This is a genomic window from Gordonia insulae (assembly GCF_003855095.1).
GTDB lineage: Bacteria > Actinomycetota > Actinomycetes > Mycobacteriales > Mycobacteriaceae > Gordonia > Gordonia insulae.
In genome coordinates, this window is the sequence record NZ_CP033972.1 from 5,201,138 (window position 1) to 5,213,836 (window position 12,699).

13 protein-coding genes and 2 pseudogenes are annotated in these 12,699 nt (G+C 67.2%); 8 read left to right on the forward strand and 7 right to left on the reverse strand.

What is annotated here, in order from left to right; all coding sequences use genetic code 11:
* Nucleotides 1-19: 19 nt before the first annotated feature.
* Together D7316_RS23755 and D7316_RS23760 are read right to left on the reverse strand one after the other, a co-directional pair.
* Nucleotides 20-484: a SixA phosphatase family protein gene (locus D7316_RS23755; RefSeq protein WP_124711544.1), complete on the reverse strand. Its 465-nt coding sequence runs from the start codon at nt 482-484 to the stop codon at nt 20-22.
* Nucleotides 485-501: 17 nt separating this feature from the next.
* Nucleotides 502-780 carry a hypothetical protein gene (locus tag D7316_RS23760; RefSeq protein ID WP_124710447.1) on the reverse strand — a complete coding sequence of 93 codons (279 nt, stop codon included), beginning with the start codon at nt 778-780 and terminating at the stop codon, nt 502-504.
* Nucleotides 781-935: 155 nt separating this feature from the next.
* Here D7316_RS23760 and D7316_RS23765 point away from each other — a divergent pair, with 155 nt between their 5' ends.
* Nucleotides 936-1,805 (forward strand): DMT family transporter, encoded by an 870-nt coding sequence (locus D7316_RS23765; RefSeq protein ID WP_124710448.1) that lies wholly within the window; start codon nt 936-938, stop codon nt 1,803-1,805.
* Nucleotides 1,806-1,811: 6 nt separating this feature from the next.
* Here D7316_RS23765 and D7316_RS23770 read toward each other — a convergent pair whose 3' ends face one another.
* Complete coding sequence (locus D7316_RS23770; protein ID WP_124710449.1) at nt 1,812-2,273, reverse strand: flavodoxin domain-containing protein; 462 nt, start codon at nt 2,271-2,273, stop codon at nt 1,812-1,814.
* Nucleotides 2,274-2,464: 191 nt separating this feature from the next.
* Between D7316_RS23770 and D7316_RS23775 the strand changes: the two genes are divergently transcribed.
* The 3 genes and pseudogenes from D7316_RS23775 to mmsB all read left to right on the forward strand — a co-directional run bounded on the left by D7316_RS23775 (nt 2,465) and on the right by mmsB (nt 6,134).
* Nucleotides 2,465-4,000: a CoA-acylating methylmalonate-semialdehyde dehydrogenase gene (locus tag D7316_RS23775; protein ID WP_124710450.1), complete on the forward strand. Its 1,536-nt coding sequence runs from the start codon at nt 2,465-2,467 to the stop codon at nt 3,998-4,000.
* Between the two features lie 35 nt (nt 4,001-4,035).
* Nucleotides 4,036-5,201 (forward strand): annotated as a pseudogene (locus D7316_RS23780) (acyl-CoA dehydrogenase family protein).
* Between the two features lie 63 nt (nt 5,202-5,264).
* Complete coding sequence (gene mmsB / locus D7316_RS23785; RefSeq protein ID WP_124710451.1) at nt 5,265-6,134, forward strand: 3-hydroxyisobutyrate dehydrogenase; 870 nt, start codon at nt 5,265-5,267, stop codon at nt 6,132-6,134.
* Between the two features lie 62 nt (nt 6,135-6,196).
* Here mmsB and D7316_RS23790 read toward each other — a convergent pair whose 3' ends face one another.
* The 3 genes and pseudogenes from D7316_RS23790 to D7316_RS23800 all read right to left on the reverse strand — a co-directional run bounded on the left by D7316_RS23790 (nt 6,197) and on the right by D7316_RS23800 (nt 7,748).
* Nucleotides 6,197-6,565, reverse strand: coding sequence for a DoxX family protein (locus D7316_RS23790; RefSeq protein WP_124710452.1), 369 nt, complete (start codon nt 6,563-6,565; stop codon nt 6,197-6,199).
* Nucleotides 6,562-7,079 (reverse strand): annotated as a pseudogene (locus D7316_RS23795) (MarR family transcriptional regulator). The gene D7316_RS23790 and the pseudogene D7316_RS23795 overlap by 4 nt, the downstream one beginning before the upstream one ends.
* 96 nt (nt 7,080-7,175) lie before the next feature.
* A complete protein-coding gene (locus D7316_RS23800; RefSeq protein ID WP_124710453.1) occupies nt 7,176-7,748 on the reverse strand; it encodes a TetR/AcrR family transcriptional regulator in 573 nt (190 codons plus the stop codon).
* A 77-nt stretch (nt 7,749-7,825) separates the two neighbouring features.
* On the opposite strand from D7316_RS23800, the gene D7316_RS23805 reads away from it, so the two are divergent.
* Nucleotides 7,826-8,299 (forward strand): DUF4188 domain-containing protein, encoded by a 474-nt coding sequence (locus D7316_RS23805; protein ID WP_331852584.1) that lies wholly within the window; start codon nt 7,826-7,828, stop codon nt 8,297-8,299.
* A gap of 16 nt (nt 8,300-8,315) precedes the next feature.
* Here the strand turns inward: D7316_RS23805 and D7316_RS23810 are convergent, their stop codons facing one another.
* Nucleotides 8,316-8,999: a TetR/AcrR family transcriptional regulator gene (locus D7316_RS23810; protein WP_124710455.1), complete on the reverse strand. Its 684-nt coding sequence runs from the start codon at nt 8,997-8,999 to the stop codon at nt 8,316-8,318.
* A 226-nt stretch (nt 9,000-9,225) separates the two neighbouring features.
* Here D7316_RS23810 and D7316_RS23815 point away from each other — a divergent pair, with 226 nt between their 5' ends.
* From D7316_RS23815 to D7316_RS23825, 3 genes are all read left to right on the forward strand, one after another.
* Nucleotides 9,226-10,764, forward strand: coding sequence for an amino acid permease (locus D7316_RS23815; RefSeq protein ID WP_124710456.1), 1,539 nt, complete (start codon nt 9,226-9,228; stop codon nt 10,762-10,764).
* 113 nt (nt 10,765-10,877) lie between these two features.
* The gene (locus tag D7316_RS23820) at nt 10,878-11,732 is read left to right on the forward strand and encodes an urea amidolyase associated protein UAAP1 (protein ID WP_124710457.1); all 855 of its coding nucleotides are present in this window, start codon (nt 10,878-10,880) and stop codon (nt 11,730-11,732) included.
* A gap of 275 nt (nt 11,733-12,007) precedes the next feature.
* Complete coding sequence (locus tag D7316_RS23825; RefSeq protein ID WP_124710458.1) at nt 12,008-12,679, forward strand: urea amidolyase associated protein UAAP2; 672 nt, start codon at nt 12,008-12,010, stop codon at nt 12,677-12,679.
* Nucleotides 12,680-12,699: the final 20 nt, after the last annotated feature.

A 12,699-nucleotide genomic window follows, 5' to 3' on the forward strand; every position in this document is an offset into this window, starting at 1 on the left:
ATCCGGAGAGCGCGCGGAGTCACTCCCGCGGAATTCGGGTCCCGACCAACCGGGCGTCCGGATCGACGTCGAGCCCGAGCCGATCCCACGGGACGCCGACGGTCACCACCGCATAGGCGGAGGTGGGGAAGCGTTCGATGTGGCCGTCGGAGTCGAGGGTCAATGCCGTGGTCGGCATTCCCGGCGAGTGACCGACCACCATCACCGTGCCCGCGTCGGCGGGCGCGTGTACGCGCAGTGCCTCGAGGATCTCGTGGGGAGCGCCACCGTAGATGTCGTCGACGTAGACCGCGGGCGCATCGATGCCGGTGCGTTCCAGGGTCTCGCGCGTCCTGGTGGCGGTCGAGCACACCACGGCGTCGATGCGCAGACCCTCATCGGCCATCCATCGCCCGGCCAGGGCTGCCTCCCGACGGCCCCGATCGGCCAGTGGCCGACCGTGATCGCCGACGCCGGGCGGATAGCCCGACTTCCCGTGCCGCATCAGGACCAGGGTGCGGGTCACGCGGCTCCCGCCTGACGGCGTTCGTCGCGGGTGTCGGCCGCCATCAGGCGCAGTAGCGAGGCCGTCGCACGCCAGGCCGCGGCCTCCTGCCGGCAGAACGCCGCGTCGTCGCGGGCCTCGGATGCGAGATGGTCGTCGGCGAGTTCGTCGTACTCGATGCACTCGTCGACGGCGTCGTCGATGAGTTCGGTCAGGGCCGCCGGCGACGAACACACGTGGACGATCGTGTCGGCATCGAGGGTTGCGAGACGTTCGAGTTCGGACTGGAACCGCATGTACCCAACCTACGACGCCGATCGGACAAGATGGTGGATCCACACCGTGAGCACGGTGGATCCCGGCGCCGATGTCGGATTCGCGGCTTTCCGGGCCGAGGGTCTGTCCGCGCGGCCAGGTTGTCGTGCGCCCGGCAACCGATAGCCTGGAATGTGTGCACTCCTGGGTTCCCGCGCTGCTGTCGGTGCTGGCGGCGCTTCTGATCGCCGGCGGCACGGTGATGCGTCAGCGCGCATCCCATGCCAGCGGCGCGATAGCCCGGGGGTGGTGGATCGGCGCGATCATCGCGCTGTGCGGCTTTGCGTCCCAGGTCGCCGCGCTCGGCCTCGGGTCGATCCTGCTGGTGCAGCCGCTGGTGGTCCTGGCGATCCTGTTCGCGTTGCCGATGGAGGCGTGGGCCGATCGTCGTCGGCCACTCCGCATCGAGTGGGCGTGGGGCGCAGTGCTCGTGGTCTGCGTGACCCTCTTCCTGGCCATCTCACGACCCGAGCCGTCGCAGCGTCGACCGGAGAATCTGCTGATGGTCGCGACGATCGGCGTCGTGATCTTCGTGCTCGTCTGCTGTGTGATCGCGGCCGAACGCTCGAATCAGCACTACAAGGCGCTGCTCTACGGCGTCACCGCGGGCGCGTTGTTCGGGATGTCGGCACTGCTGGTGAAGTCCGTCGCGTACCAGGTGATCAACGATTTCGGGCGGACGTTCACGCAGCCCGAGATCTATCTGTTCGTCATCGTCGCGGGTAGCGGGATCATCGCGCAGCAGCGCGCCTTCGGTGCCGGCGAGCTGCAGACCTCGTTCCCGGCGCTGACCGTGGTGGAGCTGGCCGTGTCGATGGGACTCGGCGTTGCGCTGCTCGGCGAGAACCTCAGTGTCTCCGTGCCCACGGCCCTGTTCCTCGGTGTGGTGCTGGCGGTGATGGTGCGGGCGGTTCTCGAACTCGCCAAACTGGCTGCGGTGCGCGCGGAGGCGATCAGTTGTCACACACGGCAGTCGGTCGCGACCAGCGACGTCACTGCGCCCTGACGGCGATCAGCGTGCGTTGACCGGCACGATGACGCCGGCGATCCCCTCGGCCCATTCGGTGGCCTGCGTGGCCGGTTTGACCGGCGACGAGTTGTCGTGCCGGGCGTGCTCGCCCACCTGCACGGCTCCGCGCCCGGTCAGCTTCTCGGCGATGATCTCGCCGCCACGGTTGAAGGTCTCGCCGTACACGGTGTCGCCGAGTCCGAAGACTGCGAATCGCAATCGGGTGAGGTCGGGGGCGACCTCGTCGAGTTCCTCGGCGAACGGTTCGGCGCCGGTCGGCAGCTCGCCCTCGCCGTAGGTCGAGCACACCACCACCAGGAAGTCGGCGGGATCGAGATCCTCGACGGCGAACTCGCCCATGTCATAGATCGACGGATCGTGATCCACCGCCAGGACATCGGAGATGGCATCGGCGACCAGCTCACAGTTGCCGGTTTCCGTGCCGTACAGGATGACGACCGACATGACAGAACCCCTTTCGACGTCGCGCATCGGGTGCGTGACCGGACAGCGCGAGCAAGGCTACCCTAACTTCTGCGGTGGTGGCCACCTCGCTGGTGGGAGGGGGTTGCAAAAATACTTGCATGTCCTAGTATATGGGTAACGGAAGCCACACGACCGGCCCGTCCCCAACTGTGAATCAAGGTGATCTCCCCGTGTCCACTACCGACGCCGTCCGTTCCATCCCGCATTTCCTGAACGGTGCTGCGGTGACCCCCACCGAGGGCCGCTTCGCCGACGTCTTCAATCCGAGCACCGGTGCCGTCGCCGCCACGGTGCCGCTGGCCTCGACCGCCGAGGTCGACGCCGCGGTCGCCACCGCCGTCGAGGCGCAGCGTGAGTGGGCGGCATGGAATCCGCAGCGTCGCGCTCGCGTGCTGATGCGCTTCGTGGACCTCGTCAACCAGAACTCCGATGAGCTCGCCACCCTGCTGTCGCTCGAACACGGCAAGACCCACGCCGACGCGAAGGGCGACATCCAGCGCGGCATCGAGGTCATCGAGTTCGCGATCGGGATTCCCCACCTGCTCAAGGGCGAGTTCACCGAGGGCGCCGGCGGCGGCATCGACGTGCACTCCGTCCGTCAGCCGCTCGGCGTCGTCGCGGGCATCACCCCGTTCAACTTCCCCGCGATGATCCCTCTCTGGAAGGCGGGCCCGGCGCTCGCGTGCGGCAACGCGTTCATCCTCAAGCCCAGCGAGCGCGATCCCTCGGTGCCGGTCCGGCTGGCCGAGCTGTTCAGCCAGGCCGGTCTGCCCGACGGCGTCTTCCAGGTGGTGCACGGGGACAAGGAGTCGGTCGACGCGCTGCTGAACCACCCCGAGGTGAAGGCGCTCGGCTTCGTCGGCAGCTCCGACATCGCGCAGTACATCTACTCGACCGCGGCGGCCAACGGGAAGCGTTCACAGTGCTTCGGCGGCGCCAAGAACCACATGATCATCATGCCCGACGCGAACCTGGATCAGGCCGCTGACGCGCTCATCGGCGCGGGCTACGGTAGCGCCGGTGAGCGCTGCATGGCGATCAGTGTCGCCGTCCCGGTGGGGGAGCAGACCGCAGAACGCCTGCGCGCCAAGCTCGTCGACAAGGTCAACGCGCTGCGCGTCGGTCACAGCCTCGACCCGAAGGCGGACTACGGGCCGCTGGTGACCGCGGCGGCGCTCGAGCGCGTGAAGGGTTACATCGCCAAGGGCGTCGAAGAGGGTGCGGAACTGGTCATCGACGGCCGTGAGCGCACCAGTGACGAGCAGTCCTATGGCGACGAGGACATCTCCGGCGGGTTCTTCATCGGACCGACGCTGTTCGATCACGTGACCAAGGGCATGACGTCCTACACCGACGAGATCTTCGGCCCGGTGCTGCAGATCGTGCGGGCCGCCGACTACGAGGAGGCGCTCGCGCTGGCCTCGGATCACCAGTACGGCAACGGTGTCGCGATCTTCACCCAGGACGGCGACGCCGCCCGCGACTTCACCTCCCGGGTCAACGTCGGCATGGTCGGCGTGAATGTCCCGATCCCGGTTCCGGTGGCCTACTACACGTTTGGTGGTTGGAAGCGTTCCGGGTTCGGCGACCTCAATCAGCATGGGCCCGCGTCGATCCAGTTCTACACCAAGACCAAGACCATCACGTCGCGCTGGCCGTCGGGGATCAAGGACGGCGCCGAGTTCGTCATCCCGACGATGAACTGAACCCGGGACCGGCGAGCAGAGAGAGAACACCCCCGATGACCATCATCACCGACAGCGGTCTCGACGCGGACGAGCGCGTCATCGTCGAGACCGCGGCCGGTTCGCGGCCAAGAAGTTGGCACCCTTCGCGCTGGAATGGGATGAGAGCAAACATTTTCCGGTAGAGGAACTGCGCGAGGCGGCCGAACTCGGCATGGGTGCGATCTACTGCTCGGAGGATGTCGGCGGGAGCGGCCTGCGCCGACTCGACGGCGTGCGCATCTTCGAACAACTCGCCTATGCCGACCCCGCGGTGGCCGCCTTCCTCTCCATCCACAACATGTGTACCTGGATGGTGGATCACTACGGCACCGACGAACAGCGTGCCGAGTGGGTGCCCCGACTGGCGTCGATGGAGACGGTGGCCAGCTACTGCCTCACCGAGCCCGGTGCGGGCTCTGATGCGGCGGCGCTGTCCACCAAGGCGGTCCGTTCGGGCGACGACTACGTGCTGACCGGGGTGAAGCAGTTCATCTCCGGTGCGGGCTCCAGTGATCTGTACGTGCTGATGGCACGTACGGGCGACACCGGAGCGCGCGGCATCTCCACCTTTCTGGTGGAGAGGGACCGTCCGGGGCTGAGTTTCGGCGCACAGGAACGCAAGATGGGCTGGCATGCGCAACCCACCGCGCAAGTCATCCTCGACGAGGTCCGGGTGCCGGCGGCGAACCTGCTGGGCGCACAGGAGGGCATCGGTTTCGGCATCGCGATGAACGGTCTGAACGGCGGTCGGCTCAACATCGCCGCATCGTCGCTCGGCGGGGCGCAGGCGGCCTTCGATCGTGCGGCCTCGTATGTCGCGTCGCGGAAGGCGTTCGGCGGTGCGCTGATCGACGAGCCGACGATCCGCTTCACGCTCGCCGACATGGCGACGTCGTTGCAGGCGTCGCGGCTGATGCTGTGGCAAGCGGCCGCGGCGCTCGACGCCGACGCTCCGGACAAGGTGGAGCAGTGTGCGATGGCGAAACGATTCGTCACCGACAGCTGTTTCACGGTGGCCGACCAGGCGCTGCAATTACACGGCGGCTACGGCTATCTGAGCGAGTACGGTCTGGAGAAGATCGTCCGCGATCTCCGGGTGCATCGGATACTGGAGGGCACCAACGAGATCATGCGCGTGGTGGTCGGGCGGTCGATCGCGTCGCGTTACCGGGAGAGCTGACCGCCGCGTGATCACACGAGCTGTTCTGGGACAACTGAACTCACGACATCAGGAGATTCGACAATGACGACGATCGCCTTTCTGGGACTGGGCAACATGGGTGGCCCGATGGCCGCCAATCTGGTGCAGGCGGGTCATACCGTCCACGGGTTCGACCCGGTTCCCGAGGCGGTGAAAGCCGCCCAGCAGAACGGAGTGGAGACCTTCCCGACCGCCGTCGAGGCCGTCGCGGTCGCCGAAGTGGTGATCACGATGCTGCCCAGCGGTGCGATCGTGAAGAACCTCTATGCGGAGATCCTGCCGGCCTCGCGCACCGGGGCGCTCTTCATCGACAGCTCGACCATCTCCGTCGACGATGCCCGCGCCATCCATCAGCAGGCCGGCGAGCACGGGTTCGCCCAACTCGATGCGCCCGTGTCGGGTGGGGTCAAGGGTGCCGCGGCCGGGACGCTCGCGTTCATGGTCGGTGGCGACGACGACGCGTTCGCCGCCGCACGGTCGACATTGGATCCTATGGCGGGCAAGGTGATCCATTGTGGTGCCGCGGGTGCCGGGCAGGCGGCCAAGGTGTGCAACAACATGGTTCTCGCCGTCCAGCAGATCGCCGTGGGTGAGGCGTTCGTGCTCGCCGAGAAACTCGGATTGTCCGATCAGGCACTCTACGACGTGATCACCGGTGCGACCGGCAACTGCTGGGCCGTGCAGACCAACTGTCCGGTCCCGGGACCCGTCCCGACGTCGCCGGCGAACAACGAGTTCACGCCCGGCTTCGCCACCGCGCTGATGAACAAGGATCTGGGACTCGCGATGGATGCGGTCGCCAGCACCGGTTCACGCGCGCCGCTCGGCACCCATGCGGCACAGCTCTACAAGTCGTTCGCCGAACAGCACGCGGGCCTCGATTTCAGCGCAATCATCACCTCGTTGCACTGATCGCGCTGCACTGATCGGGTTGCACTGATCGGGTTGCACTGGCAGGGCTGATTATTCGGCGGTCAGACCCACACCGTCGCGAGCCATACGGTCACCGCGGCGACGGCGACCAGCCCCACGTTGAGTCCGATCTGTCGTGTCTCGCCCCGCGACAGGTGGAACCCGGCCGCCAGCACCTGCAGGATGACGAAACCGATTGCGGCCCAGAGCGCCAGTGCCGGCGCTATCCCGGTGATTGGAGGCAGGATCAGGCCGATCGCGCCGAGGACCTCGATGGCACCGATGGCGCGCACGCCCGGCATCGGGATCGTGGTTCCGGCCCAGGCCATCATCGGCTGCAGCTGTTCCGACGTGCGCAGGACCTTCATTCCGCCGGAGTAGAGGTAGAACACCGCGAGCACGGCGGCGACGATCCAATAGGCGACGGTCATGATTGTCCATCCGAGAAGTCGCCGGAGTTACGGCGAAGGGATTGAATCGCTTTCACCATGGAGGCCATCTCGTCGTCGTCCATGCCGACCTGGGAGAACACCTCCTGGTTGAGTGTCGCGGTCGCATCCTCGACCGTGGATCGACCGAGGTCGGTGATCTCCACCAGGGTGGTCCGTCCATCGGTCGGGTGCGGCACACGCCGCACCAGATCTGCCTCCTCGAGGCGCCGGATAGCGTGCGTCACACTGGTCACGTGCACCTGCAGGCGGTCGCTCGCCTTGGTGATCGGCAGTGCCCCTGGCGTGAGAATGCCAGCAGGCGAAGCAGTTCGAAGCGGGAGAAGGTGAGATCGTACGGGCGTAGCGCACCCTCGACCCGGGCAAGCAGGATCTGGTGTGCCCGCATGACCGAGGTGACCGCGACCATACCGTCGGCCACATCGCCCCAGCCCGCCTCCGACCAGTTCTGTCGCGCCTGCGCGATCGGGTCGAAACGCATACTCCGGCCTGCCATGCTGATCACCTTAGCGAGTGGTTCGGCCGCCGGGGTCGTCGTGGCGCGGGCGGTCGGATTCCCGCCGACTCCAGCGCCGATCGGCGCGAACCCCGATCACGCCCGCCAGCCGTCGATCACCGCCATCGCCGCGGCCACCGGATCGGCGGCCGCCGGAAAGTGACCCGACAGCAGCAGCATCGCCATCCCGTGCACCTGCGACCAGAGCGAGGCGACCACGGTGTCGACCTCGGCGACCCGGAACACGTTGGCCTCCATCGCCTGTGCGACACCCCGACGTAATGGTGCGATGGCACGCGCGGCGGCCGCCTCGGTCTCCGCGGTCGGCGCGAGGCCGGCCAGCGCTTCGCCGAACATGATCTCGTACAGGCGCGGATGCTCCAGGGCCCAGCCGACGTAGTGCACCCCGAGTCCGGCGAGGTCGGCATCTGTCGCCGACTCCTGCGCGGCCGCGAATGATTCGAATGCGCGGACGAGGACCCCGCGGGTCAGATCGTCCTTGCTACCGAACAGCGTGTAGACCGCGCTGGTGGACGTGCCGGCGGCCTTCGCGACGGCACGCACCGACAACGCGGCCAGTCCATCGGCCCCGACGATGCGCTCCGCTTCGTCGAGCAGGCGATCACGGAGGTCGTCGGTGTGCACCCTGGGTCTTGCCATAGCGGGCATTGTTTCATAACGTTGTTTCGTAACAACGTTACGAAACGATTCGGAGATCGGCCATGGCACGTCCCGACGCTCGGCGCATGACCAATGTGGCACCGCCGGAGGGCACCACGCTCTTCCTCATCGGTATGCGGGTGACCAAACCCTGGCGGGTGCGGGCGTGGGTGGGCGTGTTCGCCGCGATGGCCCGCATCCTCGGTCACCTCCGCGCGAACCGCGGTGCGGGCATGCTGAGCCACCGCCTCTATCTCGGGTCGTCGGCGATGGTGGTCTCGTACTGGAGTTCGGCCGACGATCTGCGACGGTTCGCCGCGGCCGCCGATGCCCCGCACCTGCCGGCCTGGCGGTGGTTCACCAGGAACTTCGCCGACACGAACTCGGTGGGCATCTGGCACGAGACGTACGTGATCGGCGAGCACGAGACGATCAGCAGCGGGATGGGCGCGTGGGGTCTCGCCGAGGCCGTCGGTGCGGAGCCGATCGGGTCCGGTCAGGCGACCGCCGCTGCGCGATTGGCGCACAACGGGTGTCCTGCGGCACGGCGCGTGCCGTAGACGACTCTGCGGCCGATCACCGGGTGGGCGTGTGCTCCAACAACATCTCGATCGCACCCACGATGGTGTCGACGAGGCCGGTGACGGTGTGGTCGCCGAGTTCGCCGCGCTGTTCGTCGGAGCGCATCATGATCACCGACTCGACGAGCCGGAACGGAAGGAGCCGTCGGGTGTCCGACGTGGCGCCCAGTACGTCCGCTGCGAGGGCGTCGTATGCGCCGGACAGTTCCAGGCGCGCCGCGCGGAACTCGGCGAACCGGTCGTCCGCGAGTTCCGGCAGCAGGTAGAGCGCTCCGAGGTTCCATCGGGCCGCGGCGAGTTGGGTGACGTCGTAGCGGGCGAGGTCGAGCAGGCGTTGCAGCGGCGGTCCGTCGGCGGCGAGCAATTCGCGCGCCCGATCCAGGGACGGGTCGACGGTGGTGGCCAGGAGGGCGGCCAGGATGTCGTCCTTGGTCGTGAAGTAGTGGTAGAGCGACGCCTGCCGCACACCCACCGCGTCCGCGATCATCCGCGTCGATGTGCCGGTGTAGCCGTGGCGGGTGAAGAGTTCGGCGGAGGCGTCGAGGATCTCGTCCCGGGCGGTCTCCCCGCGACGTCTCGGTTTGACGAGCCGTGGTCGTCCCGGAGAGGCGGCCCTGGGCTCGCTCGCCCCGCTCCCGGCGGCCGAGGCGGCCCGGGATGCGGACGGCCGAGTCGCCATGACAACCCCGATCCTCGTAGAAGTACTTGTCGCTGAACAGGTTCACCATAGCCCACCTCGGATGGCCACTTCGGCCGCTGACCTGCGCGGTGTAACACAGTTGTTGCCCGCGTTTCCGTACTCGAAACATTTCTGTCACTCGACAGAAATACCCACACGGTTATCTATCACTTGACAGATAAACCGCTCACCGTGGAGCCGTTACCCTCAGCAGAGAGAACCGACCATGACCTCCACCGCCATCAAGCCCTCCGCAGAAGAGCCGAAGCCCTCGGGCGACGCCGACGACCTGTCCGAGTTCGGGTACGACCAGCAGCTACACCGCTCGCTCGGCAAGTTCGCATCGTTCGCCGCGGGCTTCTCCTTCGTGTCCATCCTCACCACGATCTTCCAGCTGTTCGGCCTCGGTTTCGGGTTCGGCGGTCCGGCATTCTTCTGGACATGGCCGATCGTCTACGCCGGCCAGTTCCTGGTCGCCCTCTGTTTCGCGGAGATCGCCGCGCGCTACCCGATCTCGGGAGCCATCTATCAGTGGTCACGCCGCATGGGCGGCGAGGTGATCGGCTGGTTCGGTGGCTGGTTCATGATGATCGCGCAGATCGTCACCGCCTCGGCCGCGGCCATCGCACTGCAGGTGGTCCTGCCGTCGGTGTGGAGCGGTTTCCAGATCATCGGCGACGATCCGACGTTGACCAGCACCAGCGGTGCCGCCAACGCCGTGCTGCTCGGCTCGATCCTGCTGGTGATCGTCACCGCCATCAACTGTGTCGGCATCTCGTGGATGAGCCGCATCAACAACATCGGCGTCACCTGCGAACTCGTGGGTGTGGTCGCGGTGGTTCTCGCACTGTTCACCCACGCCCAGCGTGGACCCGACGTCGTGTTCGACACCGGCATCCCCGGCCAACAGCCCGGGTACATCTGGGCATTCATCGTCTCCGGTCTGATGGCCGCATACGTCATGGTCGGGTTCGGATCGGCCGGCGAGCTCGCCGAGGAGACCCGCAACCCGCGACGGGTCGCCCCTCGCACCATCCGACTCGCGCTGACCGTCTCCGCCATCGGCGGCGGACTCATGCTGCTCGGCGCGCTGATGGCCGCACCGACCCTCGACGAGCAACTCGCCACCGGTGGCCTGCCCTACGTCCTCGACTCCGTCCTGGGCAGCTTCTGGGGCAAGGTGCTGCTGTGCGATGTCGCGGTGGCGATCTTCATCTGCACGCTGGCGATCCAGACCGCCTGCTCGCGCCTGATGTTCTCGATGGCCCGCGACGGCCGCTTGCCGTTCTCCAAGACCCTCTCGCATGTCAATTCGCGCACCGGCACACCCATCGCGCCGGCCGTGCTGATCGGCGTGCTGTGCGTGGCGATCCTGGTGGTGAACGTCGGCAACTCGGCGATCTTCGCCACCCTCGCCAGCGTCTGCATCATCCTGATCTACCTCGCCTACCTCGCGGTCACCGGCCCGATGCTTTATCGCCGGTTCCAGGGCTGGCCCTCCGGTGGCGTCGCGGTCGACGCCGAGGGCAAGAAGCTGTTCTCGCTGGGCCGTCTCGGCATCGTCGTCAATATCCTGGCCGTGCTCTACGGCGCGCTCATGGTGGTCAACCTGTCGTGGCCGCGTGCCGAGGTCTTCGATCCCGCCGGTGAGATGCCGATCCTGCGCTGGGCAGGCCCGATCTGCATCGCCGTGACCGTGCTCGTCGGCATCGCCTGCTACCCGCGGGGCAAGGAACACCCCAAGCCGGTGACCGTCGGCGCGTAGGCGACCCCACCGTTCTCTGAACCGCTGATCGAGTAGCCACCGAGCGCCGCCGCGAGGCGACGTATCGAGATCACCCTCGACGCACATCCACCCTCCCAAGGAGTTTCCTCAGCATGTCCGCCACCGCCACCTCCACGACCACCGCGAACACCGCCGGTGCCCGCGAACACGCCCGGTCGCAGGCCGGCACCATCACCGATGCGATGCCGGTGGTGCCCGCCGCCGACTGGCCGCATCCACCCGCCGATGTCGACCCCACTCAATTGACCTGGGCTGAAACGATTCCCGGGGGTCGCTACTCCAGCAAGGTGCTGGCCCGCGGCACCCGGTTGCGTCTGCGCGACGTCACCGGCGACGCCTGCGCCCACCTGCTGCTCTGGCGCGCGGACGCACCGTGGGAGCGGCTCAACGTCGCCGACACGGTGAAGGTGCCGTGGCAGGCCTACGTGACCATCGGTCACCCGTTGCTCAGTGACCAGGGTCGCGTGCTGGCCACGGTCGTCGCCGACGACAGCAGTCACCATGACGCGCTCTGCGGCACCAGCACCCTGGCCCAGAACACCGCCAGATACGGTGCCGGAGCGGCTCATTCGGACAGCCCGGCGGGACGGGAGCTGTTCACCCTGGCCGCCGCGAAGAACGGCCTGGGAGTCGCCGACGTGGCGCCGTCACTCTCGTTCTTCCACGGTGTCGTCGTGGAAGAGGACGGCACGCTCACGTCCAAGGGGTCGGCCGGTCTCGACAAAGCGGTCGACCTGATCCTGCACCTGCCGTGCATCGTGGCCATCGTCAACACCGCGCATCCCCTCGACCCGGCACCGGTCTTCACGACCGGTCCGCTCGAGGTCCTCGCGTGGCGGGCCGGCGACGACCTCGACGATCTGTTGGCCGGAGTCGACGACCGCGATCCCGAGTACCGGCGTGCCGTCGCCAACAGTGAAGACGTCCACGGCGCCATCGCCTTCTGATCGACCCGTGACCCACCGCTGGTCGACCTGTGACCCCACCGCTGGTCGAACCCGCGACCCCACCGCTGACCGAACCCGCGACCCCACCGCTGACCGAGTCGCGATCCCACCGCTGACCGAGTCGCGATCCCACCGCTGACCGAGTAACGATCCCACCGTTGGTCGAACCCGCGACCCCACCGCTGACCGAGTAACGATCCCACCGCTGGTCGAGTAGCGCGAGCGAGCGTAGCGAGCCCGCGCGTATCGAGACCACCCACACGACAAGAGAAATCATGACCAACACACTCAGCGACCACACCACCACCCCGGCCGCCGATCTGGCCCTGGTGCCCGGACAGATCATCGACGACGCGATCATCGGCGAACGCGGCCCGTGGTCGGGCATCGTCGCCGCCGGCGATGTGCTGACCATCGTCGATCTGCACGGCAACCAGGCCGTCGACACCCTGTTCTACGGCGGGCACGACCACACCGTCCGCTACTCGGCACAGGCGACCATCGCGGCGGCCGGCAACATCTTCCTGACCACCGGCACGGTGATCCGCGACCAGGAGTCGAATCCGCTGATGACCATCGTCGGCGACGAGGTCGGCAACCACGACACCCTCGGCGGCGCCTGTTCGCAGGAGTCCAACACGCTGCGTTACGGCCACCACACCAAGCATCAGCACGCGTGTGTGGAGAACTTTCTGATCGGCGGGGCCAGGCACGGACTGGGCAAGCGCGATCTCGTCGGCAACGTGAACTTCTTCATGAACGTGCCGGTCGACGCGGACGGCTCACTGGGAATCGTCGACGGACTGTCCGCACCGGGCAAGCGCCTCGCCCTGCGGGCTGATGTCGACACGCTGGTGCTGATCTCTAACTGCCCGCAGATCAACAACCCCTGCAACGGTTTCGACCCGACCGCGGTCCGGGTCATCGTCACCCGTCCCGCCGGCTGACCCGGCCGCCACCAGACCAT